General features: G+C 46.9%; 26 protein-coding genes. 6 read left to right on the top strand and 20 right to left on the bottom strand.

Annotated features, from left to right (window positions below; genetic code table 11):
• Window positions 1-33 precede the first annotated feature (33 nt).
• The 3 genes from DWZ38_RS04170 to DWZ38_RS04160 form a co-directional block, all read right to left on the bottom strand.
• Entirely contained in the window at window positions 34-279 is a 246-nt protein-coding gene (locus DWZ38_RS04170; protein ID WP_021925126.1) for a TM1266 family iron-only hydrogenase system putative regulator, read from the bottom strand.
• A gap of 384 nt (window positions 280-663) precedes the next feature.
• A complete protein-coding gene (locus DWZ38_RS04165; protein ID WP_117850312.1) occupies window positions 664-1,026 on the bottom strand; it encodes a hypothetical protein in 363 nt (120 codons plus the stop codon).
• A 9-nt stretch (window positions 1,027-1,035) separates the two neighbouring features.
• Complete coding sequence (locus tag DWZ38_RS04160; RefSeq protein WP_021926224.1) at window positions 1,036-2,064, bottom strand: AraC family transcriptional regulator; 1,029 nt, start codon at window positions 2,062-2,064, stop codon at window positions 1,036-1,038.
• Between the two features lie 201 nt (window positions 2,065-2,265).
• On the opposite strand from DWZ38_RS04160, the gene DWZ38_RS04155 reads away from it, so the two are divergent.
• Genes DWZ38_RS04155 through DWZ38_RS04140 form a run of 4 tightly spaced genes read left to right on the top strand, consistent with a single transcriptional unit; the run spans window position 2,266 to window position 6,017 of the window.
• Complete coding sequence (locus DWZ38_RS04155; RefSeq protein ID WP_117850309.1) at window positions 2,266-3,198, top strand: ABC transporter substrate-binding protein; 933 nt, start codon at window positions 2,266-2,268, stop codon at window positions 3,196-3,198.
• Window position 3,199: 1 nt separating this feature from the next.
• Window positions 3,200-4,201: an iron ABC transporter permease gene (locus DWZ38_RS04150; protein WP_021926226.1), complete on the top strand. Its 1,002-nt coding sequence runs from the start codon at window positions 3,200-3,202 to the stop codon at window positions 4,199-4,201.
• A complete protein-coding gene (locus tag DWZ38_RS04145; RefSeq protein ID WP_021926227.1) occupies window positions 4,194-5,201 on the top strand; it encodes an iron ABC transporter permease in 1,008 nt (335 codons plus the stop codon). The genes DWZ38_RS04150 and DWZ38_RS04145 overlap by 8 nt, the downstream gene beginning before the upstream one ends.
• A 27-nt stretch (window positions 5,202-5,228) precedes the next feature.
• Window positions 5,229-6,017: an ABC transporter ATP-binding protein gene (locus DWZ38_RS04140; RefSeq protein ID WP_117850307.1), complete on the top strand. Its 789-nt coding sequence runs from the start codon at window positions 5,229-5,231 to the stop codon at window positions 6,015-6,017.
• Between the two features lie 76 nt (window positions 6,018-6,093).
• Here the strand turns inward: DWZ38_RS04140 and DWZ38_RS04135 are convergent, their stop codons facing one another.
• From DWZ38_RS04135 to DWZ38_RS04070, 14 genes are all read right to left on the bottom strand, one after another.
• Window positions 6,094-6,645 carry a CDP-alcohol phosphatidyltransferase family protein gene (locus DWZ38_RS04135; RefSeq protein ID WP_021926229.1) on the bottom strand — a complete coding sequence of 184 codons (552 nt, stop codon included), beginning with the start codon at window positions 6,643-6,645 and terminating at the stop codon, window positions 6,094-6,096.
• A 141-nt stretch (window positions 6,646-6,786) separates the two neighbouring features.
• Complete coding sequence (locus DWZ38_RS04130; RefSeq protein ID WP_021926230.1) at window positions 6,787-7,542, bottom strand: hypothetical protein; 756 nt, start codon at window positions 7,540-7,542, stop codon at window positions 6,787-6,789.
• Complete coding sequence (locus DWZ38_RS04125) at window positions 7,539-8,795, bottom strand: hypothetical protein (protein ID WP_178105273.1); 1,257 nt, start codon at window positions 8,793-8,795, stop codon at window positions 7,539-7,541. The genes DWZ38_RS04130 and DWZ38_RS04125 overlap by 4 nt, the downstream gene beginning before the upstream one ends.
• 312 nt (window positions 8,796-9,107) lie before the next feature.
• Window positions 9,108-9,767: an ATP-binding cassette domain-containing protein gene (locus DWZ38_RS04120; protein WP_117850299.1), complete on the bottom strand. Its 660-nt coding sequence runs from the start codon at window positions 9,765-9,767 to the stop codon at window positions 9,108-9,110.
• Complete coding sequence (locus DWZ38_RS04115; protein WP_243000143.1) at window positions 9,745-10,473, bottom strand: ABC transporter permease; 729 nt, start codon at window positions 10,471-10,473, stop codon at window positions 9,745-9,747. The genes DWZ38_RS04120 and DWZ38_RS04115 overlap by 23 nt, the downstream gene beginning before the upstream one ends.
• Window positions 10,474-10,494: 21 nt before the next feature.
• Window positions 10,495-11,385, bottom strand: a complete 891-nt coding sequence (locus tag DWZ38_RS04110) for a hypothetical protein (protein ID WP_117850296.1) — start codon at window positions 11,383-11,385, stop codon at window positions 10,495-10,497.
• Window position 11,386: 1 nt separating this feature from the next.
• Window positions 11,387-12,022 (bottom strand): DUF6034 family protein, encoded by a 636-nt coding sequence (locus DWZ38_RS22675; protein WP_243000150.1) that lies wholly within the window; start codon window positions 12,020-12,022, stop codon window positions 11,387-11,389.
• Window positions 12,004-12,975 (bottom strand): DUF6034 family protein, encoded by a 972-nt coding sequence (locus DWZ38_RS22670; protein ID WP_243000142.1) that lies wholly within the window; start codon window positions 12,973-12,975, stop codon window positions 12,004-12,006. Before DWZ38_RS22670 ends, DWZ38_RS22675 begins: the two co-directional genes overlap by 19 nt.
• A gap of 268 nt (window positions 12,976-13,243) precedes the next feature.
• A complete protein-coding gene (locus DWZ38_RS04095) occupies window positions 13,244-14,674 on the bottom strand; it encodes a HAMP domain-containing sensor histidine kinase (RefSeq protein ID WP_117850292.1) in 1,431 nt (476 codons plus the stop codon).
• Window positions 14,671-15,336: a response regulator transcription factor gene (locus tag DWZ38_RS04090; RefSeq protein WP_021926237.1), complete on the bottom strand. Its 666-nt coding sequence runs from the start codon at window positions 15,334-15,336 to the stop codon at window positions 14,671-14,673. Before DWZ38_RS04090 ends, DWZ38_RS04095 begins: the two co-directional genes overlap by 4 nt.
• Before the next feature lie 149 nt (window positions 15,337-15,485).
• Window positions 15,486-17,357 (bottom strand): ABC transporter ATP-binding protein, encoded by a 1,872-nt coding sequence (locus tag DWZ38_RS04085; RefSeq protein WP_117850289.1) that lies wholly within the window; start codon window positions 17,355-17,357, stop codon window positions 15,486-15,488.
• Window positions 17,344-19,278 (bottom strand): ABC transporter ATP-binding protein, encoded by a 1,935-nt coding sequence (locus DWZ38_RS04080; RefSeq protein WP_243000141.1) that lies wholly within the window; start codon window positions 19,276-19,278, stop codon window positions 17,344-17,346. Before DWZ38_RS04080 ends, DWZ38_RS04085 begins: the two co-directional genes overlap by 14 nt.
• Window positions 19,279-19,396: 118 nt before the next feature.
• Window positions 19,397-20,059, bottom strand: coding sequence for an ATP-binding protein (locus tag DWZ38_RS04075; protein ID WP_021926240.1), 663 nt, complete (start codon window positions 20,057-20,059; stop codon window positions 19,397-19,399).
• 7 nt (window positions 20,060-20,066) lie between these two features.
• The gene (locus tag DWZ38_RS04070; protein WP_021926241.1) at window positions 20,067-20,771 is read right to left on the bottom strand and encodes a LytTR family DNA-binding domain-containing protein; all 705 of its coding nucleotides are present in this window, start codon (window positions 20,769-20,771) and stop codon (window positions 20,067-20,069) included.
• 79 nt (window positions 20,772-20,850) lie between these two features.
• Here DWZ38_RS04070 and DWZ38_RS04065 point away from each other — a divergent pair, with 79 nt between their 5' ends.
• Window positions 20,851-21,123, top strand: coding sequence for a hypothetical protein (locus tag DWZ38_RS04065; protein ID WP_117850284.1), 273 nt, complete (start codon window positions 20,851-20,853; stop codon window positions 21,121-21,123).
• 73 nt (window positions 21,124-21,196) lie between these two features.
• Here DWZ38_RS04065 and DWZ38_RS04060 read toward each other — a convergent pair whose 3' ends face one another.
• Window positions 21,197-21,904: a FadR/GntR family transcriptional regulator gene (locus tag DWZ38_RS04060; protein WP_117850282.1), complete on the bottom strand. Its 708-nt coding sequence runs from the start codon at window positions 21,902-21,904 to the stop codon at window positions 21,197-21,199.
• A 94-nt stretch (window positions 21,905-21,998) separates the two neighbouring features.
• Complete coding sequence (locus tag DWZ38_RS04055) at window positions 21,999-23,375, bottom strand: sodium-dependent transporter (RefSeq protein ID WP_117850279.1); 1,377 nt, start codon at window positions 23,373-23,375, stop codon at window positions 21,999-22,001.
• Window positions 23,376-23,550: 175 nt separating this feature from the next.
• Between DWZ38_RS04055 and DWZ38_RS04050 the strand changes: the two genes are divergently transcribed.
• Window positions 23,551-24,072 (top strand): hypothetical protein, encoded by a 522-nt coding sequence (locus DWZ38_RS04050; protein ID WP_117850277.1) that lies wholly within the window; start codon window positions 23,551-23,553, stop codon window positions 24,070-24,072.
• 46 nt (window positions 24,073-24,118) lie between these two features.
• On the opposite strand, the gene DWZ38_RS04045 is transcribed toward DWZ38_RS04050, so the two are convergent.
• Window positions 24,119-25,489, bottom strand: coding sequence for an MATE family efflux transporter (locus DWZ38_RS04045; protein ID WP_117850274.1), 1,371 nt, complete (start codon window positions 25,487-25,489; stop codon window positions 24,119-24,121).
• Window positions 25,490-25,551 lie beyond the last annotated feature (62 nt).

Raw genomic sequence — 25,551 nt, 5'->3', positions numbered from 1 at the left:
AAAGCTTCTAAACTTTTCCAGGCTATACCTCTTTCAGACCTTGGAATAAGCCACCTTGGTGGAAATCCCATTCAGCCGTCCAAGAGCACCGGACAGTGCATTGATCTTGTCAAGGGGAGCATCCAGCACCACGCAGATAATGTTGATGCCTTTTTCACGATGGGGAATACCCATCCGTCCGATGATGTATTCTCCATAGGTATGCAAAAGTCCGTTCAGTGGTTCGACGGCGTCCGTATTCTCTACAATAATGCTGATCACAGCAACTCGTGTTTCCATGGAAAATCCTTTCTGTAAAATAAAAAAACAACAAGTTATTTGTGTTTATTATAGTGATAAATTAACCAAAAAGCAATAAAAATTATATTTTTAACAAGCATTTTGCACAAAAATAGTTGCTGTTCATAGGTAATATTCCGCGAGGTGTTTTTTGTGAACAAAGTTCACAGAAAACCCGAGGATTGCGGCGCGAAATCATGCAAAGCATGATTTCTGTGCATCGCGAAGCGTGTTACTGGGCACGGAGTGAACCAGTAACCAAAAATAGTTGCTGCGCCGAAAGCATGCAGCAACTATTTCGCAATTGTATTTATTTTCCCTGAATATCCACTAATGAATACTCAGATTTGCATCCGGTTTTGAATTTGATGGCCCAGTCGGAGATTACGGAGGTGACGATGAAATTGGTGTTGTCACGCTTCTCAAGCCGTAAACACGGTCGTCTGAGGCAAGATTGGAATGGTTCTTGATGGTCATAAGGGGGAAAAGCTGTCCGGCATTGAATGGCTTCATGACGGAGATTCCAACGCCTTTTTTTTCACATCTGTAATACAGTTCATAGCGCTCGGCATTGCTTCCGATGGAAAAATCTCCCTGTCCGTAATCGTACATAGGGTTGATGGAAAACATCATCATGTCGATTAGGCCCATATCCAGAACCTTGTTTGCCAGCGTGGAGGCAGAGGTTAGGGGCAAAAGGTCTTTTGCCCCTATTTTGCCCCTGATATCATAATAAGGCTTAAACATGGGTTTAAGTCAAGAAAAACTTTCCTGGGAGCTGCTGGCTTGTTGGCTGGTTTTCTGGCTGGCGCGGAACTGCAGGGGTGTTTTCTGGTAAAATTTCCGGAATGCTTTTATGAAGCTGGCGCAGCTTTTGTATCCGGTTTCATGGCTGATCTCCAGGACACTGAGGCTGGTATTGCCAAGAAGCTGGGCGGCTTTTGTCATACGGCATTCATGGACATATTGTCCGATGGATATGTGATAGCACATTTGAAAACCAGCTTTCAGCTTCTGTTCATTCAGAAGCAGCAGCTTACTCAGCTCCGGAATACTGGGAGCAGACTCCGGGTGATCGGTGAGAATCTGATACGCCTGGCTGATGGCAGACAGGTCGAAAGAAGAAAAAGTAATCTGCCTGTTTCCCAGCATGGTACTTGGGCATTTTTCATCCAGGCTGAACTGGCCGTTTTTTACAGATTCACTGATGCTTCCAAGACACTGGAGAATGCATCCTTCCAAAATCAAAGGAGTAAGAGTGCCCCGGACTGCCATGTTGGTGAGCTGGCGCAAAGTAGTCATGGCTGCAGTAGGAAGCCAGTGATAAGTCACGTTTCTGGTAAAACAGGTTACGGAAAAAATGTGCGGATCCACAGTTTTCAGCAGTTCCACAAATGAAGGGGCGATAGAAACCTCAATTCCGCAGTACTGCTCTCCTTTTTTCCAGAACTGTTGTCCCTTCAGATGTCCTTCCAGCACCAGAAAAGAGTCCGGCGTGGAAGAATCTGCTTTTACTCCGTCAATTTTGAAATGGGTGATTCCGGTATAAAAGTTTCCGAAACGAAGCAGCGGTTCTTCATCCTGAAAAGAAATGGAAAAATTATGATGCACAGTATACTGGGCAACTGCCAGGCTGTAAAATCCCTTTCGTTCATAGAGAATCAGGAACCCATCCTCTGGATTTTCCTTATTATCCCATCTGGTACAGGATTCCAGGGATTTTGGGCAAAAGTTCAAAGCTTTCAATATTTTTTCCTGGAATTCCAGGTGCTTTTCCAATGACATAAAATCAGATTTCCCCCATCTTCTGTAATTTACAGCTTTTATTATACCAGGTATTTTCCTGAAAATGCAAAAGAATATTCCAATCGGGTGTAATTTTATTGAGACATTGCCAGACGGAAATTTCTGTGATATGATACCCCTCGTCCAGTTAGCTAACACTAATTTTTGTTAAACACATGAACCACAGAAAGGATAATAAGTATGAAAACAAGAGAAAAACACACAGGTTTGCTTCTTGCAGCCGCAGCACTTGCAACCGCGTTTACATGCACTGCTTTCACCGTATCCGCTGCAGAAGAACAGGAAATGCGCACGGTAGAGACAGATAAGGGTGAGGTGGAAATTCCAGTCAATCCTGAAAAAATCGTGTCCGATTACTATCTTGGAGAATTTCTTGCAGTAGATGTAAAGCCGGTTATCGCGTCTCCTTACTCCTTATCCAATAAATTTCTGGAGGAATATATAGACGGGATCCAGGCAATGAACGTTACAAGCGCAGAAACCTCTCTGGAAATGATCGTGGCAGAACAGCCAGATCTGATCGTCACCATTACAGAGGCTGATTATGAGAAGTATTCTGCAATTGCACCTACTGTTTATATTGAAGATGGAAAGCGCTCTGACGAGGAGCTTTTCCTTTACATTGCAGATCTGGTGGGAAAAGAGGACGAAGCGCAGGCTTATGTAGATGATTTCAATACCCGCGTGATGGATGCAAAAGAAGAAATCCAGGGAATTGTAGGGGATCAGACTGTTTCCATCGTAGAGGTATGGCCGCAGCAGATCTATACAATGGGAAGTCATTTCGCAAGAGGCGGAAGCATTTTATATGATATGTGGGATTTAAAGGCACCGGAAAAAGTTCAGGAGGAAATGGTAGACGGGGATACCGCTTATGAAGTTGTTTCTCTGGAAGCACTTCCGGAATATACCGGCGACTTCATTTTGTACGGGGTTCTTGCGGATACAGACAGCTCTTTTGTGGAGGATTCCCAGCTGTGGAACAACCTGGATGCAGTGAAAAATGGAAAGGTTCTTTCCTATGAGCAGGTATCCTTTATGCACCGTGATCCTATCACACTGAATGCACAGCTTGACATTTTCCTTGATTTCTTCAGAGGCTTTGAGGACTAAAATGAACTCCCGAATTAGAAAAACCATATTTTTTATTGTTGGAATCGCAGCCCTTTTTGTGGCTGCGGTTTGTTCTGTAAGGTTTGGAAGTACAAATATATCCGGGGAAAAGATCCTGCAGGCGATTTTGCAGCCGGACTGGTCCGATTCTGCGCAGATTGCCATTCTTGAGCTTCGGATTCCAAGAACCATCGGCTGTATCATCGTAGGTGCCGCATTTGCCTGCGCCGGTGCGATCATGCAGGGAATCACCCGGAATCCTCTTGCCGATTCCGGGCTTCTTGGAATTAATGCAGGATCCTCTTTTGCCCTGGCGGTATGTCTTGCTTTTTTGCCGGGAATGAGCTTTTCCGGCATTGTAATGTGTTCTTTTCTGGGCGCTGGTGCTGCCCTGCTTCTTGTATATGGGCTGATGAGCCTTCGCCACAAAAAGCTGGATCCTGTCAGGCTGGTTCTTGCGGGAAGTGCGGTAAGCATTTTCCTCTCTTCCATCTGTCAGGCAATCTCCCTTTTTTATAATATTGGCTATGATCTTACCTTCTGGACAGCTGGCGGCGTTGCGGGAATCCGTATGAAACAGCTGACCTTTGCAGTTCCTGGAATTGCGGCAGGACTTCTTCTGGCGATGCTTCTTTCCAAAAGGATTTCCCTTTTAAGCCTTGGGGATGACGCGGCAAGAGGACTTGGAATCAAGGTGGAAAGGACAAAAACATTATGTTTGGTGGCAGTGCTTCTTCTTGCAGGAAGTGCGGTTGCACTTGCAGGACCCGTTTCCTTTGTGGGACTTCTGGTTCCCCATGTGGTCCGTTTTTTTGCAGGCTCTGACTACGGCACAGTGATACCTGGCTCTATGATTACAGGGGCTGTGTTTATGCTTCTTGCGGATATTATTTCCAGAGTGATCAATGCGCCTTCCGAAACGCCGGTGGGACTTGTTTTTGCAGTTGTGGGAGTCCCATTTTTCATTTGGACGGCAAGAAAGGGGGCGGATGAAAATGACTGATGCAAAGCAGAAAAAAAGAGTCTGTATGGTGTCCCTGATTCTTTTGGTTCTTCTTGCAGCGGGAATCCTTGCAGATATTTATGCAGGGTACAGCCGGCTTTCTCTCCAGGATTTTTGGGAAATTATCTTAGGCGGCGGAGATCCGGGACTTCGGTACACCCTGATTCAGCTTCGCCTTCCCAGGATTTTTACCAGTCTTTTGGTTGGCGTAGGACTTGGACTTGCCGGCGGAATCATACAGGGCGTGGCGAAAAATGATATGGCAGAGCCCGGAATTCTTGGAATTAATGCCGGAGCAGGACTTGCGCTGGCTGTGTTTATCGTATTTTTTGCAGGCAGCAGCCAGAATATGACACCTCTTCTGCCAGTGATCGCTTTTGCAGGGTCTGTGATCGTTGCAATCATAGATTATCGGTTGGCATTTACGGGAAATGGACTTTCCCCCAAAAGGCTTCTGCTGATTGGAATTGCGGTTTCCACTGCTGTTTCCAGTGTGACTACCATGCTGATGCTCCGCATGTCAGACAGTGAATATGCCTTTGTGCAGAACTGGCTCGCCGGAAGTATCTGGGGTGCATCCTGGTCAAATGTGCACATTTTATTTGTTTGCCTTCTGGTGCTGGGGCTACTAGCTTTTTACAAAAGCCGGACCTTGAATGTTCTGGTTCTTGGAAATCAGACCGCAACCGGTCTTGGGGTTGAAGTTTCGAAGCAGTCTGCCATTCTTCTTGGAATCGCCATTGGAATGTCCAGTCTTTGCTGCGCTGTAGGCGGCGGCTTAAGCTTTGTGGGGCTTGTGTGTCCTCATCTGGCAAGGCGTCTGACCGGTCCGAACTACAGATCCCTGATTGGGATTACAGCTTTACTGGGTGCGGTGCTTCTGGTGTTTTCCGATATTATTTCCAGAACCCTGCTGATTCCAAATGAGATTCCCATTGGAATTGTGGCTGCGGTAATCGGTGCGCCTTATTTTCTTTATTTACTGATCATGCAGGATTAAATCATAAATTTGGAGGAACAAAACGTAATGAAACCAGCTATTTACGGCAAGGATATTTCCGTTGCCTATCAGCAGAATCTGATTATCCCGTCTATGAGCGTCCAGATTCCAAAGGGAAAGATAACTTCTATTATCGGCCCCAACGGCTGTGGAAAATCTACTTTATTGAAGGCACTCTCCCGTATGATTCCTGTAAGATCCGGAGAGGTTTTCCTGGAGGGAAATTCCATTACCCAGATGCCTGCTGTGGAGGTTGCAAGGAGAATGGCAATTTTACCACAGAGTCCTCAGGCTCCCGGCGGACTTACGGTGCAGGAACTGGTCTCCTATGGAAGATATCCCTATCAGAAGGGGTTCGGGAAACTGAAAAAAGAGGACAAAGATGCCATACAGTGGGCTCTTGAGCTTACCAAAATGCAGGAACTAGCACATCGGCGGGTGGATGCGCTTTCCGGCGGTCAGCGCCAGAGGGCCTGGATCGCAATGGCATTGGCACAGGATACGCCGCTGATCCTTTTGGATGAGCCTACTACTTATCTGGATATGGCGCATCAGCTGGAAATCCTGGAGCTTCTGGAAATGCTGAACAAAACTCAGGAAAAAACCATTGCACTGGTAATTCATGACTTGAACCAGTCTGCCAGATTTTCTGACTGGATCATTGCCATGCGGGACGGGAAGGTACTCTATGAGGGTACGCCAGAGGAAATTATGACGCCGGAGGTTTTTCATAATGTATTTTCGCTGGATGCGTATATGGAAACCGATCCGTGGACACAGAAACCAATGTGTGTCACCTACCGGCTGGAAAAATAAAGAGGAAAGAGCAAATGTGCGTGACACAGATGCTCTTTCCTCTTTTATTACGGCTGTTGGCAGTTGACCTGTTTGTTTAGGAAAGCAGGTCTTTGTAGCGTTTGGCGTATAGGATAAATGACAGGGCCATGAAAAAGCTGCAGGCCAGGATCAAAGTGTTGGCGATGTTCATGGGCATGTCGGGGATGAAAAGAAGCAACAGCATGACCAGGTAAAAGAAGGCGGTACAGACCTTGCCGTACCACATGGCGCCTTTGTTTTCCTGGGTTTTCTTTAAGACCTTCACTCCCACGATTCCCATGAAGGCTTCTTTCACTGCGAAAAGAAGGAATAGCCATTTCAAAAGGGAATATTCTTTCATCAGGCATAAGATCAGAACACCTTGGGTGATCTTGTCTGCAATAGGATCCAGGATCTTGCCGAGCTCGCTGACCATGTTGAATTTCCGGGCAATCTTGCCATCCAGGAAATCGGTGAGTGCGGAAAGCAGGATGATGGCTGTGAGCAGATTGCTTCTGCCGGATGCCCCGGACTGATAAAATGCGGCTAAAAATACGAACGCCAGTACAATGCGGAATGTGCTTAACAGGTTGGGAATGGTAAAAATTTGTTTTTTGTCCAGTTTCATAACGTTTCTCCTCCTTGGTTGCTTCCCATTGTAAAGCATTTTGGAGGGAAAATCAATTTACAGATTTGGGATTGAGACAAATCTGTAAGGCAAAAGACAGGCGGGGGCTATGCAGGCTTGGGGGAAGGTGGAGGAGTTTATTTATTGGAATAGCTGCCTGGCGTTTTCCAGGTTTTCTTTGCCGTTTATTTTCAGGAGGACACTTGTAATAGATTGATTCATTCCGCTGGACTGGCACAGGGCTTGGGCGTGGGAAAAGGGAATGTAGATTTCGGTATCCTGGTTTTCCAGGACGGCGGCTGCATGGCAGGGAAGCCAGGTGGAAGCGGCAACACTGGAAGGATTGTTTCCAGAAGCATTAGCCATATTGGAGGTAGCACTGCCTGTCGCAGAAGAAACGGTGGTGTAGGAAGCCGTGGCGGTAAGGCTGTCAGATGCAATGCCGGTATCCAGGGAGTAGGTGATGGAGAGCTCCTCTCCCATTTGCAGATATTTTTGCTGCTGATTTTGGGAAATCTGGTGGCCATTGGAGTCTTTCATATTGGAGAGGGAATTTTTGCCAAGGAGCAAAAGGGGAACGGTTCCCAGGGAATCCTCATCTGGACTTTGAACAAAGGCACTTAGGTCAATTCCGTAGAAGGCGGTGGTTTCTGTGTAATCTTCTATTTTTAAGGTTACTGGAATTTCCACAACCGGGTAAACTGCCTGGATGCCTATTATCTTTGACGCGCTTTTCAGAAAGTCGTTATCGTAGGTGAGATCGCCAAGGGACACCAGTGCGGTATAGGTTCTTCTCTCCTCCTGCATGCCAAGGAAAAGCCGGATAAGCAGGAAAAAAATCAGGGTGCACAGGGCGGCGAGAAAACAGGTGAAGCTGTCGGCTTTTTTCTTTTTCATTGGGAGGCCGCCTTTCTGGCTTCTTCCAGGAGTACGTTTTTTCGGCGCAGGCTTACCAGGAGAAGCAAAATGATGCAGATCAGGAAAAGGGCGCCTACAGCAAGGATAGAATACCACCAGCTGTTGGTTTCGGTCTGGTCCTCTTCCACTTTCAGGGACTGGATCTGGGATTCTTTGAGTTCGGTCAGGAAGTCAGAGGCGGTCTCGTAGGAATTTCCAGAGGAATCCTCGTAGGTGAGGATGAAACGGCCGGAGATTTGGCCTGGGGATAAGGTGGCTGCGGTTTCATTCGTTTTTCCCTTTACATAGATTTTCATACTGCCCTCTGCTGCAGTGCCGGCTTCGATATTTCCGAGAAATACCGTTCCGCTGGGGCTTAGGCCCGTGGCTTCCAGGCGGACTTTGGCGTTGTAGAGCTTGTCTCTGCCAAGGTTCATGGCTTTTACCGGGACTTCGATGGTGTCCATGGTGTAGACGATGGAGGGAATGTCGGAAGCTTCCAGCTCGGCGCGAAGCTGTTGCGAAATATTGAAGGTGAGGGTTTCTGTGCCAGTAGCTGCGGTTGCCTTGGAGTCCTCATATTCCAGGGAAAAAGTGACGGTGACTTGTCCTGGGGCGGTATCTTCCGCTATGGTCATCAGCGACTTGAGGGTGATGGCTTCCCCGGGAGTTAGTCTTTGTACATAGAAAGAATTTTTGGCAAATTCGATTCCCTTTGTTTCTGTAGAAAGGGAAATCTTCAGGCCGAATACGTTCTGGCTGCGGCTTTTGTTGCGGAAGACCACAGACATTTCCTGGGTGGTTCCGGCTTTCAGGGACTGACCGGAAAGGTTGCTGTCTTCTAAGAGAAGCTGGGGCTTATGGAGAATGACTTCACCGGAGGATGAGCTGCCTGAACTGCCGCCCGTGTATCCTCCAGAGCCGCCGTCTGTATATCCGTCTCCTGATATAGTTCCGTTGTCTGCATCTGGATCTATTATGGCGGAGCCGTTTCCGTTTAAGTCATTTGAAGAATTTCCATTTTCGATGATGACATGGATGGTTTTATCCTTGGAAGAACTGCTGGTGTCATCGCCTGAGAAAAATCCGTCCAGGTCAGAGGATGAGTTATCGGAGTCCGGTGACTGGCTATCTGAACCAGAAGAACTATCGGAGCCGGGCTCCCGGTTATCTGTGGAGTTAAAGTTATGGTCGCTGAAATCATCGCCGCTGGAATTGTTGACGGAACTTTCATTGTCCAAAGAATTTTCCATTTCTTCCGAAAATGTACCGTTCTCATCGGGGACAGATGCTGCGGCGGGAACTGGCAGTAAAAAGATAACAAGGAAAAGATAAGCACCGCTCAAAAAACGCCTGTATGATTTTTTATGAATGCTATTATTTTTTGTGTAAATTTGTAATTGACAGTTCCTCATATCCAATTTGTCCTTTCCTTATAATTATTCGGAGATTACGCAAGCTTTTGGGGGAACAAAATTCACAGAAAAATCGAGAAATGCGATGCGTAATTATGCAAATCATAATTCCTGTGCGGTGCAAAGCGTATCATTGGGAAGGTACGAAGCTTACCGTTCTCTTAAAATTCCGCCGTCCATTTCGTAAACATGGTCGCACAGGATGCGGATATCTTCCTCATTGTGACTGGCCAGGAGGATGGTTTTTCCGGCGGCTTTCAGTTCCAGAAGCAGTTCCCGGATTTCTGCTACGCCGTGTTTGTCCAGCCCGTTGAAAGGCTCGTCCAGAATAAGAAAACGAGGATTTTCCATAATGGCCTGGGCAATTCCAAGGCGCTGGCGCATGCCAAGGGAGTATTTTCCCACAGTTTTTTTCATGTCCGGGTCAAGGCCTACCTTGCGAAGAATCAGGCGGATGTCGGCTTTGGTGATCTGCCCTCTCATATCCGCCAGAATTTCCAGATTTTTAGCGCCTGTATACTGGGTGAGAAAGCCGGGAGTTTCGATGATGACTCCGAGACTTTCCGGGAAATCTACGTCCCTGCCGATCTGTTTTCCGAACACATGGATGGTTCCTGTGGTGGCGGGGAGGAAACCGCAGATGCACTTCATCAACACGGTTTTGCCGGAACCATTGTTTCCTACAATGCCGTAAACCTGTCCGCAGTTCAGGGTAAGATTGACCTCTTTTAGAACCAGGTCTTCGCCGAAGCGTTTGGTTACCTGGCGGATCTGCACGCAGGCAGCTTCAGATTTCCTGGATTTTTTCATATAATACACCTCCCAAAATAGGAATCAGCACAAGAAGAAATAATAACAAAAATAACCACAACCCATCTTTCTCCGATTCCCAGTCTCCGGCTGCCTGGATCCATTCTACCGGGTAAAACCAGATCAGCTCCTTAAAGTAACGCTCATGGAGAATGATTCCAAAATAATAGGTGACAAAGGGAATTCCATATGCCATATAAGGGGAATTTCCAAGAACTGCGCAAATACCGCCGAAAGTACTGAGAATGCTTCCAGTAATTCCAACCCGAAGGGCCTTTTGAATCAGCTCAAGCAGCAGCTCTTTTGGGAAACTGCCTCTTTCTTCCATGGGATAAAATATAACAAAACTGACAAAAAGCATGGCAACCACTGCAAATATCCAGACCAGAAATCCGGACATCACAACGGAAAATACTTTTCCCTCCACATAACGTCTCCGGTCGGTTCTGGGCAGCACTGCCTTTAGAAAGCCGCTTTTGTATTCCTGCAAAAAGGAATCGCTCCATGGCAATACAGCCGCCACCGGAATGGCAAAGGACAGAACCTGGCTTTCCAGGGAACCGTTCAGAAGCCGGAGGAAGGTGCCGCATTCCAGAACTTTTTTCAGGTTAGGGTAAGATGCGCCTGCCGCAAGGGAAAGGCAGGCAATGAGCCACGCTGCCAGAAAGCTTTTTCCTGTGAGCATGCGTTTCAGTTCACCTGTCATTATTGTCCTCCCTTCCGCAACTCATGCCTTTTCTCCAAGAAATTCAAACTGGTATTTTCGCATTTTAAAAAGGGCAAGAAAAGCAAGAAGCACAAGAAAAAACAGGAAAAACAGGCAGGACTGCCAGATGGTGGGGAGCAGCGCGTCATAGCCAAAATTGTGTTTTCCGTACACCGCCTGGTTCAGCGGACTGATCCAACTGACCAGCACATTCATCTGGTACATTTCGTAGTCTTCCTTATGGAAAATCACTGCCAGCACCTTGGGATCCAGCAGAAATCCGTACACGCTGTAAAACAGCCCAAAGATCATGCCCTTTGTTTTTCCCTTATAAAGATTTCCCACAAGAATCACAAAGCTTAAGGTCAAAGAATAGCAAAAAAGCAAAAGGAAAACCTGCAGCATGCATCCATAGGGGGAAATGCTTTCCATAACTCTTACAGTGGACGGCACCTGCAGGTTTTTGCCAAGGCTGGAATAGCCAAGCATGGCGGCGGTTTCGCTCCACAGATTGCCGGGATAACTGTTCTGCATGCACAGCACAGAAGTAAAAAGAAGCATAAGCACTGTGTACAAAATGGTCACCAGGGTGACGTAGACAAACTGCCCAAACAGCCATTTTTTCTTGGTGGTGCGGATCAGCTGGTAGGGGGTGACGGGCGTCATTTTGGGCAGGTCTGAGAACAAAAGGAGCAAAAGCAGGGAGCTTAAAAGCACCGCAGTCCCATCTCCGAAGGTCCACAGGAACGGCTCAATGGCCTGCACCGGAGTGTCGTAGGTTTCCATGACGATCATAATCCTTCCGGTGAGCAGGAAGCTGAGCACAAATTCCAGGAGAAAAGTAAAAATCACCTTGGGATTTCGGAAAAAGCCGAAGAAATTGTAGCGGACAATTCCAAATACCTGTTTCATATCAGTAGCCCAGGCTGCGATCGATAATGCTTCCGTCTACGGCATTGATGGTAAGATAGCTCCAGGTGGGGTAATCGGTTGTGTCGGAATAGGATTCCCCGTCATACTCGGTTTCTGTTTTTCTGGTTCCGAAGAAATCCCAGACAGGAACCAGAAGCCCTGTGTGGGCATCCTTGGAAGGCTCATAAATTCTGGCATAGCCAAGGACGATCCGGTCGATGTCATAGACCCTGGAATTTTCGTATTCCATGTTGTCGGCGTTTGTGACCACCATCATTTTTTCGTAGGTTTTCATGATCTCACTGAAAGGAAGGAGGCTTAAATTCTCTGTTTTGGTTTCTCCGATGATGTAAGGATCACGGTAAGCCACCGATGCGATCCCATCTTTATCTACAAAAAACTCCAGACTTTCATAAGACCAGGTTTCCATGGTACTGTCCATGTCCTCCAGATTGTCGCCGGAATCCATTGTCTGGGTTATGGGAACTCCATTTATGACACGGTTGTAGTAAATATGATATCCTGTTCCAATGTTGCTTAAAGTGTTGTCATCTTCCAGATTAGTACACACAGCATAATCCCATCCAGTACATTGCAGATCGGTAATCCCCATTTTATCTACTTTTTCCTGTACCAGTTTTTTGGCATTCTCAAGTGAAAGGCCGATGGATTCCTCTGTGGGTTTCTGGAAACCGTTGCTGTCTGTATAATCAAACCAGCTTGTATCGTTTGAAGTGCTTCGCCGCCTGCCTTCGCCGTTTTTTTGATCCTGACAGCAAGAGTATCCGAGCCGCTGGAATAAGTTTTATAGTAATATTTGGAACCGTCATTCATGACTGCTACGCCTGAAAAGGAATTCTCTTCCATAATCTGTCCATCAGAGGCCTGGGACGCGACGCCTGCCACCGGTCTTCCTTCCACCAAGGTTTTGGCTTCCGGGGCTGTTTCATATTCTGATTCCCAGTATTCAATATCCGCATAAATATCGTAGATATAATTTCCGTCATCATCTGTTCCCCAGTTATTGGGATCCAGATTTCCGTTTGCCACATCTTCCTTTAATCCATCCAGGATCTCTTTGATCTCGCTCTTGGTCTGGACGTAATAGCTGTCTGCAGTGTACAGGGTAGCATCGGAAAAAAAGGCGTCCGTGATGCGGTCCAGAAGATCCTGGGTAACCTCTGCCGGGGTTACGGAAATGGCAGATATTTTGTCCACAGCCGGGATTTCCACGGTAGCGTCTGTGTTTACCACCAGCTTGGCACTGTCGTCTGTGACCTGACTTTTGTAGGTTTGCGGCGCATTAATCAGGTCGCGGATGGTGGTCTTGGCAGCGGAGGCGGCAGAACTGCTGTTATTGCTGTCAGTGGTGTTGTCGTTCTCGGAGGCTGCGCTGTTTGAATCTGCAGCTGCTTCGTCAGAGGCTGTGTTATTTTCTACCATGTCCACACTGTCATCTGCTTCTTTGTAGGCATCCATGGCACTGCTCCCTTTTGGCTTTACAAGAGAAGATTCGGGGGTCTGGGCGCATCCGGTGAGCATTCCTACACAAAGGGTAAGACCGATTATTTTTTCTATGTTTTTTCTCATATCTGGTAAGTTCTCCCTTCCTGTATGGCAACACTGCATAGGGAAGCATTGCCATTTATCCGAGCGTGACTGAAAAATGTGAGGCGTTTGGAAAAATTTTGCAGAATGTAAGTTACAGGCTGCGGAAATTTTTTCCAAACATGCTTTAGGGGAATCGGCGGATGGCCGGGGACATTTTTCAGGTCACGTTCTGGTATAGATGATAGCGCCTGTTTAAGCATCGAATCTTCCGCAAGTTGTAACCGAGATGTAATTGGTGAGAATGATATCACCATAAAACAGAAACCTTCGTTCCCTCTCCTACCGTACTTTCAATTTTCATCTGATAGCCGTGCAGATCTGCGATTTTCTGGCAGAGGGAAAGACCAAGGCCTACGCTTCCATTTGCCCGGGAACGGGATTTATCTACCATGTAAAAGGCGTCGGTTACTTTGGATAAGTCCTCCGGGGGGATTCCTTTTCCGAAATCCTGTACAGTAAGTCGGTCATTTGTAGCGTGAAGCAGAATTCTGGAATTTTCTTCCGAAGCCTTGACTGCGTTGTCGATAAAGTTGGTGACGACACTGAGCATCAGGTCTTTGTCGAAGGTCTTTTTCAAATTCTCTGGATTGCAGGAAATTTCCAGATGGAGATTTTTTTCCTGAAGACGGTATAGAGTCAGTTTCCGGGCCTCATCCAGGAAATCCGCTACCGGAACCTCCTGAAGGGTAAGCTGGGATTCCCCGGTTTCATACAGTCCGGTCAGTTCCAGCATTTTTACGGAAAGCCTGGAAAGCCGGCGGCATTCGTTTCCAATATAGGTCAGTGCTCTCTCCTGCCGCTCCTTTGACAGGCGGACGGTGAGAAGGGTGTCTGCGTAGCCGATGATGGCGGTCATAGGAGTTTTCAGCTCGTGGGCCAGGCTGCCAAGAAGCTGCCTCTGGGCCTGGTTGACGGCGGAGAGGCTTTCAATCTGCTCTTTTATTTTGGCAGTCATCTGGTTAAAGCTTTTTCCCACCTGTGCCAGTTCGGTGTTTCCGTTCTGTGGAACCTGGATATCGTAGTTTCCGTCCGCAATGCAGAGGGCGGCTTCGTTCAGTTTGGTAAGAGGCGCCATGATCTTTTTCAGGCTGAAAAAAAGAAGGAAGCCTGTGAAAAGAAGAAGGCCAAGGGTCAGTGCGCCTGCCTGGAAAAACAGGATCTGGCTGCGTTTCAACACATCGGTGATGTCTTTGTAGGTGACGATCTGATAGTTCTCTTCCCCTGTGTATTCTGTGGAGGAATAGGAATACAAAAGAAGGGTTTTACCATCTGTTTTGCTGATGACAGGATCATAATCATAAAATGCGGAAAGTTTTTTCTGAGGAAGGGTTTCTGCTGTCAATTTCCCGATGGTTTCTGCCTCAAATTCATAGGAGGTTCCGTTGTAAAGTTCTTTTTCATTGCAGTATAAAGCGGCGGAATCGTGGAAAACGTGGCGAAAGGAGTAGACCAGTATTTTTTCCTGAAGGTCGGGATCGGAGGCATCTGACTGGCTGCCTGCGATCCTTAACTGGTTTTCCATCTGGGAAAGACTGGTCTGAAATCTGTTCCATTCATAGCTGTTGATGTCCTGCAGACTCTGATCTTTCCAGCGGCAGGTGGTATAGAAAAAAATGGCGGAGGATAAAATCAGGATCACACAGGTCACCTGGAGAAAGATTTTGGTAAACAGCTTCAAAGATCCACCTCCAGTCGGTAGCCGATGCGGGGGATGGTTTTGATCTTGTCCTGCCAGCCCAGCTTTTTGCGGATACGGCCTACGTGGGCATCTACGGTGCGTGTTTCTCCTTCAAATTCCACGCCCCAGAGGCCGGAAAGGAGCTGTTCTCTTGAAAGGGCTTTGTTAGGACTTTTCACGAACATCATCAGGCAGTTGTATTCCATGGGTTTCAGGTAAATTTCTTCGCCGTTTTTGGTGACGGTGTGGCTTACGGTGTCAATGATGACATCGTCAATCTGAAGCTGCTCCTGGGTGCTGCCGTGGCGCTCCAGTACTTTTTCCAGGCGCACCATGACTTCCAGCATTTCGAAGGGCTTTACAATGTAGTCTTCGGCTCCTTCTTTTAGGCCTTTTACTTTGCTTGACAGGTCGGCTTTGGCGGTGAGGAAAATGACGGGGATGCCGAAGCGCTTCAGCTCTGGCAAAAGGGCGTAGCCGTCTTTGCCTGGGAGCATAATGTCCACAAGGGCGCACTGGAAGTTATGATCCTGGCGGATGGTGTCGCTTGCCTCGTTTCCATCCAAGCAGCTCACCGTCTCATACCCTGTCACCTCCAGGTTCATGCACAGCAGGTCATTGATCGCGATTTCATCTTCTATTACAAGGATTCTGGCTTTCATTTTTCGTGGGTGTTCCTTTCTAAGTGTTGCATTTATGCAGAGGGATGGCTGTGGGCCATCTGGGTTTTATTATACATTGTTTTGAATGTGGAAATGTAACCGTATTGTAACGAAATGAATACAAAAATAAAGCAAAAATCCTGCAATGTCTATGTATAATACTGTGCCTGGGCCTGCCAGAGGGTGTGGTAGATGCCGGTTTGGTCGGTGAGGAGGGACTGGTGGGTGCCAGTCTGGACGATGGTGCCGTGGTGGAAAACAGCGATTTTGTCGCAGAATTTGCAGGAGGACAGGCGGTGGCTGATGTAGATGGCGGTGCGGTCACCGACAATTTCGGCAAATTTCTCGTAGATCTCGGCTTCCGCTACAGGATCCAGGGAAGCGGTTGGTTCGTCCAGAATGATAAAGGGAGCATTCTTATAGAGGGCTCTTGCGATAGCAATTTTCTGGGCTTCCCCGCCGGAAATGCTCACTCCGGATTCGGTGTACTCCTTGTATAAACAGGTAGAAAGGCCATGGGGCATTTTGGCAAGACGCTGCTTAAATCCGGCTTTTTCAAGGGCTTCTGTAACCAGTTCTCTGTCATAATTTGTTCTGGCTGCCACATTCTCTCCAAGAGGCAGGGAAAACAGTTTGAAATCCTGGAAAACCACGGAAAAGATCGTCATATATTCCCGGTAATTGTACTTTCGGATATCGATTCCATTGAGCAGAATTTCCCCCTCTGTAGGATCATACAGACGGCAAAGAAGCTTGATAAAGGTCGTTTTTCCGCTTCCATTCATACCTACCACAGCCAGCTTTTTGCCGATTTCAAACTTTATGTTCACATCCTTTAAGGCATATTCCTGGCTTCCCGGATACTGAAAAGACACATTGCGAAATTCCACCTCATATTTGCGGTCATTTCGCTTTTCAACCGTCAGACTGCCCTGATACATGTGATCCGGAATGTCCAGAAACTCAAATACCATATTCAAAAAAGCGGCATTGCTTCGCATATCCTCCATTGTCGTGATCAGGGTGGAAATCCCGCCGTAAACCCTGGTGATGGAAGCAACGTATCTGGTAACTGCACCCAGTCCAAAGGCTCCCGCCCACGCTTTTAGGCACACAAAAACATAGGCGATTCCGGTGAAAATCCCAGACACTGCCGAAGCCCCGGCAAGATAAAATCCCACAGGACCCTTCTGGTATCTGGCAAACACCCCTCTGGAACCAAAGGTACTTTCTTTGTTTAAATTATATTTTTCGCAGATTTTATCCTGTCTGTAAATGCGCATATCTGCCGCTTTTTTGGTGTCATATCCAAGATGTCCGTAATAGGAAAACATACGGTTTCCAAGGTTATGGATATCTGCCAGGCTGGTCAGATAGCGTCCAGCTTTTCCTGCAAGTACAGGCGAAATGCAGGTGACTGCCAGCATAATCAAAGCGATTAAAATCACAAATAACGGATTGTTTAAAATGGTATATTTCCCTGCACTTTCCGGTACCTGGCTTGTGAAAAGGGAAAGGGTCAGGGAGGCGCCGCCAAGGATCACTATCACCGTCTGGCACAGGGCTTCGCAGTCTTCCAGAGTGCGATAAAGGCCCCAGCCAGCGCTGTTGTGGTTCTGGCAGATGGCAGAATACAACTCCATATTTTTCGTTTCATTCAAATTTACATAGTCAGTTTCAAACAGCTTCTCGGACAAAATTTTCTTGATCTTCAGCCACATTCCAGCGCTTTGAACGTTCTTCCATTTTTCCAGAAGAGCCGTTACAAGGCTGCCTGCAGCTATCAAAAATAAGGTAAGAAGCACCAGAAAACGAATCCGTCCAGGGTTCTTTGCCCCTGCCAGTTCTTCAATAATAAGGGCGGAAAAATAGATGCCCACATACGGCGTCAGCGCTTTCCAGATAATCAGGGCAAAGCGGGAAAGAATCATCCGGGGATACATTTTGTAAAAGAGCAGGTAGGCTCTTTGGTTGACTTTCAGCATTTCCAGCCAGGATAAACGTTGTTTATTCTGAGACATTTCTGCCCTCTCCTTTCCTGTAAACGAATTTAGTCTGCTCTCTATCTGTAAATTTACTCATATCAGTATGGTTCATTTCCGTCTTTTCCCTGTAATATTTGCTTTGAATCTCATACAGCTGGGCGTATTTTCCCCCAAGGTTAAGGAGCTCTTCGTGGGTTCCTTCCTCCAGGATTTTGCCGTCGCCAAGCATAAGGATCCGGTCGCAGAACCTTGTGGAAGCAAGACGGTGGGAAATAAAAATAGAGGATTTTCCCTGTGTCATTTCGTTGTATTTGCCGTAAATATCTGCTTCCGCAATGGGATCAAGTGCTGCGGTAGGTTCGTCTAAAATCACAAAGGGAGCATCCTTATATAGGGCACGGGCAAGCATAAGCCGCTGAGTTTCCCCGCCGGAAAAAAGCACTGCATCCTCATAAACCTCCCGGTTCAGACAGGTTTCATATTGTCTGGGAAGGGACTTGATTTTTGCGCGAAGTCCGGCTTTTTCCAGGCAATCTTCCACTCGTTTCTGGTCTATTTCATCCTCTGTCTGTGCGACATTTGCTGCCACAGTTGCTGCCAGCAGGGAAAATTCCTGAAATACTGCGGAAAAGAACGTGTAATAATCCGTACGATTATAGGTACGGATATCCGTTCCATTTAACAAAACATGGCCTGCCGTAGGATCATAAAAGCCGCAGATCAGCCGGATCAATGTGGTTTTTCCAGCTCCATTTAAGCCTACCATTGCTAGTTTTTCTCCTGGATGAAGGGTGAAATTGATGTCTTTTAAGGTGTCCTCTGAGGCATTTGGATAGCGGAAAAACACATGCTCAAGGCGGATTTCATAGCTCTTTTGAGTCTCCCATTTCAGGGGAATTCCATCCGTGAAGGAGAAAATTTCCGGGTAATCCAGGCATTCACGGATAGTGGAAATATCCAGGGACTGCTTATGCAAGGTGCGAAATCCATCCAGAATTCCAAGAACCCAGCTGGAAAATCCATCTACTGCGGTGAACAATAAAAGGAATGCCGGCACATCCATCTCCTGCTGAAATACCAGATAGATCAGGAATGCATAAGCGGTTCCATTTCGCAAAAAGGTGAGAATAACATCTGCAATCCGTGCCCAGAGGTATACCCCTTCCGCCTTCCTGTGGAAGGCAAGAAAAGCTTCCAGATTTTTCTCATACAGTTCCTCCAGCCAGGTGCAAAGCCCGAAGATCCGAATGTCCTTTGCAGCGCCGAAGTCCTTTGCCTGATTCAGAAGATACAGCATCCGTTTCGCATATTCTGCTTCCTCATCCAGGTGGGTATATCGATAGCTGTCCAGATGTCTGGAGAGAAAATAGCTGGTCCCGGAAGTGGCAAGAATCACCAGGATCAGGACTGGCTGAACCTGGGTCAGAAGGCTGCCGTAAAGAAAGAAACAGGTAAGATTGATCAGCAGTAAGGTAAGGGTTTCCCATATGGCTCCGGCTGCTTCCTGGTTACAGTTGGTGTATTCATTTGACTTTTCCAGCAGTTTTAAAAAGCGGTTGTCTTCCAGGTTTGGGTAGGCGGTGGTGGCTGCTTTACGGTTTAGAAGGTTGACGATTTCACAGCGGACACTGATGCGCCCGGGACTGGAATTTTGCCTGGCGTAGGTCAGCGCAGCGGATACGGCCATGCTGGCAATCGCAAAGCCTGCAATAGTAAAAAGCAGCCGGATGACAGGCACATGGTTTTCCACGGCGTCCAGGATCACGGGGGAAATGTACAGATCGATCAGGTTCTGCGCCACTGACAAAAGTGCAATCAGAAGGCAAAGTACAAGAACCATTTTTTCATCTGAATTCCAGGCCAGACGGATCATAAAGCCAATGTTTTGGAAGGTGTTATATTTAGGAGTGGAGTTGCTTTTTGTAAACATAAAGAGTACCTTTCTGGGTTTTTTCATTATTTTACCAGAAAAAATGTCCCCGGGTCAAACCGGGGACGAATTGTTAATCGGGGTGATGAATTGTAAAGTTACGTTTTACCTGCAGTATTTTAAGGAAAAATAAGGTGCCCTGCTTTTATACCTGCGGAATCAAAATCTCCGTAGTAAAAGCCCCATCCTCACTGTTGCGGTTGATATATCCGTCCAGACGTTTCACGATATCATCAATGCGGATCAGGCCAAGACCGTGCCCTTCCCCTTTGGTGCTTTTAAACAGATTTCCCTCCTTTTTCATTTTCTTTCCAGCGGTAAAATTGGTAAAGGAAATGTATAGCTGGGTGCCTTTCATGTCCATATAGATGCGAATGATCCGCTGCTCTTTGGGAAGCGCCAGGCTGGCCTCAATGGCATTGTCAAAAAGGTTTCCGATAATACAGCACAGATCGATCTCCGAAGATTTCAGCTTCACCGGAATATCGGCATCTGCAATCACCTGAATCTCCTTTGACCTTGCCAGGGAGATTTTTGAGTTTAAGATTGCATCTGCCATAGGATTTCCTGTTTTGACTACGGTATCCACAGTCGTCAGATCCTCATCCAGCAGATCCAGATAATGCCGGATGGCTTCCCAGTCTTCTGCCGCCGCATAGGCCTTCATGGTCTGGATGTGATTGCGGTAGTCGTGTCTCCAGCCCCGGATCTGGCGATACATATTGTCCACTTCCTGATAGTGTGTCTGGATCAGTTCCTGCTGATAAACGGCAAGCTTCTTATCCATTCTTTTCGAAAAAAATCCCATTGTGCATTCACTCCATATTTATAATGGCCCGGTTAAGCTTCTCATAGACACCTCTTGGAAGAGGAAGAACCGTTCCATCCTGCAGATAAATTTCTTTTCTGGTGACACGGCTGATCCGGGTAAGGTTGACAATCAGGGAACGTCCTGCCCGGAAAAAACGGGAATCCAGGTGTTTTTCCAGTTCCCCAAGAGTCATTTTCAGGGTAAAATCACTGATTTCATGCAGGGTTACATAGTTTCTGTAAACTTCTGCATACCGCAGCTGATTAAGTGGAAACCGCACCATTTCCCCGCCGCTTGTGAGAGTCAGAACTTTCTCATTTGCGGAAAGCTTACGGGCTGCACGGTCCAGAACTGTGAAAAGCTTCTCTTCCTTCAGAGGTTTCAATAGATAATGAAGTGCCTCCACCTCATATCCTTCTGCAATATAATCTGAATATCCGGTGACAAACACAATCTGGATGGTATGGTTGTCCTGACGCAGCTTTTTCGCCATGGAAATGCCGTCCATGTCTCCCATTTCAATATCCAGAAGAAGGATGTCATATTCTTTATTCTCAGCGTAATGAAAAAGAAAATTCTCCGCAGAAGTAAATTCGCGAACACGCACCGCCGCTTCCTTTGCACTGCCCCACTTTTTCACAAGGGAGGAAAGGAAGGCGCGGTCTGCCGCTTCATCATCACAAATTGCAATTCGATAAATGGTGTCCATTTTTTGCCCCCAAATCATGGTAACGATTTAGCAAGGGAATATTTCCCGTAACTGGGAAAGTGCCAAATAGTTACAAAGTATGATAAATGAGTATATAGGATATGGGCAGGAATTACAAGGCAAAATCACTGTCAGCAGTAAAGTCCGCAGCAACAATTTAGACGGCTCCATCTTCGAAATTCCAGAATTTATTTTCATATTGACATTTCGAAAAACCGGTGCTCTCTATTTTGATGAGCGGTGCTACTTATCTCATTGCCCTTGGCGTAAAGATCAGTATGGCCATGGTAATGATGCTGCTGATTGGACTCCTTTTTCTGGTGCTGGGAAATTATTTTCTATTCTTATCTGATCTACAAAAAGAAAAACTGACAGCCGGGGGAAAATCCCTGACTGTCAGTTACTCAGAACAAAAGGGGCGGTTTTTACCGCTCTTTTTGCATTTCAAGCATATATTTCTCGATGGTTTGCATATGCTCAGACATACAGTGCTCCGCTTCCTTGGCGTCACCGTTTATAATGGCGTGCACCAGTCTTCTGTGCTGATCATCCACATCTTTGACAGACTGGTTTTTCAGCATGATGTAATCTCTTGTTCCGAAAATGCTGGATTCGATCAGCTGATCAGCGGCGGAAAGAACACTGTAAAGCATAGGATTGTCTGCAATTTTGGCAATTTTGTGATGAAGCTCCTTGTCGAGATCCCCTCTGGTTTTCTCATCCTCTGAACCGTCCAGCCTTGTGAGGATTATCAGCAGCTCTGCTGCGTCAAGGGGCGTACATTTCTTCGCTGCAAGAACCGCGCATTCCCGCTCCAGTGCGGCGCGAAGCTGCTGGTTCTGAATGGGATAGCTGTTGTTTAACTGGAAAAGGATGGACAGCGGGCCGATGAGCCAGTTGTCAAGATCTGAAGTAATGTAATTGCCGCCACCAGGAACAGATTCCACAATTCCAAGAAGCTCCAGCGCACGGAGCACTTCCCGGACTGCCGAGCGGGATACGCCCATGGCTTCTGCCATAACCCGCTCCGCGGGAAGTGCCGCTCCGGCTTTCAGGGTTCCCTTCTGGATGTTCTCGATGATCTGTTTTAGAATCCCGTTAAATGTTCTTTCTTCACCAATTTCTCTGAACATAATTTTCTCCTTTGTGTTAGAGCATATATCAAAAATCGTTCCCGCAATCTGCACGCTCTGCTTTGCGGTATCTTTTGTCCGAAGTCAGCTCCGTTTACATGGAAATCCAGCCGAATGCATTTGCCACGGAACTGAGCAGAATGATCACAGTAAAAATCGGGCAGAGATACCGGATCATAAAACGAAAGACTTTTTTCCTTTTAAAAGATCCTCCGTCTGCTTCCACTTCCTCTTCAATTTTGCCAACACCGATGACTCTGGAAATCAGAATGCAGGTTGCAAATGCAGCGATAGGCATCATGACCGAATTTGTGAGGAAATCAAAGAAATCCAGGAACTGCATGCCAATGATCTTCACAAATGCCAGCGGTCCGTATCCCAGGGAAGAAAGGCTTCCAAGAATAACCATGATGATGCCTACGATTACCGTTGCACCTTTTCTCGGCCATCTCAGCTCGTCCTGGAAAGTGGATACGGCACTTTCTGTAAGGGCAATGGAGCTTGTCAGAGCTGCCATCAGTACCAGCAGGAAAAAAATGATTCCAATTGGCGTTCCAAATCCCATGTTGGCAAAAACCTTGGGGATGGTAATGAACATCAGCGCCGGACCAGCCTGCAGGGTATCCGGATCTCCACCGGAAAATGCAAAGACTGCCGGAATGATCATCAGGCCTGCCATAATGGCAATGGCGGTGTCAAAAATCTCCACATTTGTGGTGGAGCCTTCGATGGACACGTCTCGTTTCATATAAGAACCGAAGGTGACCAGGATTCCCATTGCAATGGACAAAGAATAAAACATCTGTCCCATGGCTGCGACCACGGTCATCCAGGAAAAGTTAGCCGGGTTGGGAACCAGAAAATATTTCACGCCAGCCAAGGCACCAGGTCTTGTAACCGAGTAGATGGCGATCAGCACGGACAAAAATACCAGGATCGGCATCATGAATTTGGACACACGTTCTACTCCGTTTCGGACACCTGCGAAAATAATTGCCAGTGTCAAAAGGGCAAATACAAGAAAGCAGATCTCTGTGGAGGTTCCGTCTGAGATAAAGGCGGAGAAATATCCGTCTTCTGCCAGCTTCTGGCTGTTGCCTTTTACATATTCAATGAGATACTTGATAACCCATCCGCCGATTACCGAGTAATACGGTACGATCAGGATGGGGATAACGGCGTTGATCCATCCGCCGAAGGACAGCCATTTGGATTTGCCGAATTTGCCAAAAGCGCCTACTGGGCTTTTGCGGGTCATGCGTCCAAGGGCTGTTTCCGCAATGATCATGGAGTAGCCGAAGGTGAGTGCCAGAATGATGTAGATCAGTAAAAAAATGCCGCCGCCGTATTTGGCTGCCAGGTAGGGGAATCTCCAGATATTTCCCAGTCCTACCGAGGCTCCGGCAGCAGAAAGTACAAAGCCCAGTTTCCCGGAGAATGTACTTCTCTCGTGGTGATGGTGTTTTTCCATAAAATTTTCCTTTCCGCGTCTGTTTGTTTGAATAATACTGCTATAGATGATACCACGATTTTTCAGGAAAGGCAAATGATATATAGAAAGAATGGGGCAACTTATTGCTTTTTTGAGCTTAGGCTCTTATAATAAAATTATCAATTACCATCTTATACTATGGAGGGCGCGGATTATGAATGAAGAACTTTTTAACGAAGCAACCAAGTCAAACGTATTGACAAAGAAACTGATCGACCAGCTTCTGGAGAGCATGACCTACAGCAGCATTTCCTTTATCAACTGGACTATTGAAACATTGTCCCTGATCAAGGCAAGACTGCAGCGCGGAGACAGGATTACGGATGAAGTAAGCGGAGAAGTTTATACCCTCCACTCTTTCCAGGAATTTGTAGAGAAGCATTTTTCTTCCTACATTGCCAGCCAGGTATTTAAGGAGAGCACCAAGCCGGAGAAGATTTATTTCACCCTGAAGCCATGCGATGAGGGTTACAGTCTGGTAGCTGCAGATTCTGACAGCAATAAGACTTATGCGTGGATTTCCAGTTTAAGCAAACGCTTTTCTCTGGTGGAGATGATCGCCACCGGAATCGTGTATGTGAAGGATACCCGCACAGATACTTATCAGCCCTTTATTTCTGGCACCGGAAAGTACTGCCACTATGATAAGGAAAAGGGAATTCTTGTGGAAATCTAAGGAAAAGGCAGCCGGGATCATATACTCCGGCTGCCTTTTCCTTGTTTTATTCAAACAGATCGTCTCGTGTTATATTTTTTGCCCAGGTGCCTTTTCGGTAATGGCGAAATACCCAGGGCCATTTCACAAATTCGTCGGTGCACAAAAGGAAATATACCCACAGCACAGGAAGCTTCAGGACAAATGCGGCGAAAAAGCCAAGGGGTACGGCGTATACCCACATGTCTATAGTGTCACAGATCAGACCGAACTTAGTATCCCCTCCGGCTCGGAACACACCGGCGATCAGCGCAGTATTGACTGCAGAACCCATAATGTAGTAGGTGTTGATAAGAAGCATATATTTCAGATAATGCATGGCAGTCTCGTTCAGAGATGCAAATCTCAGGACAAAGGGCGTGACTGCAAGAACAATCAGACCGCCCACAGCCCCTGTGATTACCGTCAGGCGAAGCATTCTGGAAGCATATCGTTTGGATTTTTCCAGGTTCCCCTGTCCCATAATCTGTCCCAGCAAAATGGTTCCTGCGCTTGCAATGGCAAAACAGAATACAGAGCCGATATTTCGCACCACTACTACCAGGGAATTGGCGGCAACCGCGTCTGTGCCAAGGTGTCCTAAGATTACGGAGTACATGGAAAAGGCAACACTCCAGGACAGGTCATTTCCAAGTGCCGGAAGTGACAGCCGGATAAAATCATTCAGCAGTACCTTGCTTCTAAGGAACATGTAAGCAAGATTTAATTTCACATCCTTGCTTAAGAAAGAAACAATCAGGCAGGCAATCAGCTGGATCAGTCTGGAAAGCGCAGTTGCAATGGCAACACCGGTAGCTCCAAGACGCGGCGCCCCGAACAGGCCGAAAATAAAAGTGGCATTGAGCAAAACATTCAGGATAAATGCCAGCATATTCAGGGCCATGCTGACGGTAACACGCCCGATGCTTCGAAGAACCGCCAGGTAAATTTCCGAAATTCCCCAGCAGATGTATGTGATTCCCATGATCCGCAGATAGGATGAGCCGATGGCAATCAGTTCCCTGTCAGATGTAAAAAGGGTCATCATCCGTTGGGGCATAGTAAAGGCCACCAATGCCACCAGAATGGATATTGCCACGGAAAAACGAAGGGCAATTCCTTCGACTGCATGGATGGCCTGGAAGTTCTTTTTGCCGGAATACTGGGAACACAAAAGGGACGCTCCTGTTCCCAGTCCGTAATAAACCATAAACAAAATATTGGAATAATTGGCGGCCAGAGATACTGCCGAGATAGCAGACTGACCTACGTAATTCAGCATGATCACGTCAGCTGAATTTACTGCCGCGCTGAGCAGATTCTGGATAATGATCGGAATTGCCAGCCGGAAAATCTGCGGGTAAAAGTTGTCTTTCCCCGTTGAAACCGTACTTTTCATAGTTCCCCCTTCAAGTCATTATAAATTTGTGTCATATCATTATAATGCTTCAGAGAGAAAAA

Origin of the sequence: Ruminococcus sp. AF31-8BH (genome assembly GCF_003460605.1) — a bacterium.
In the GTDB taxonomy this organism is placed as follows: Bacteria; Bacillota; Clostridia; order Lachnospirales; family Lachnospiraceae; genus Blautia_A; species Blautia_A acetigignens.
This window is presented reverse-complemented; position numbering and strand designations above follow the sequence as displayed.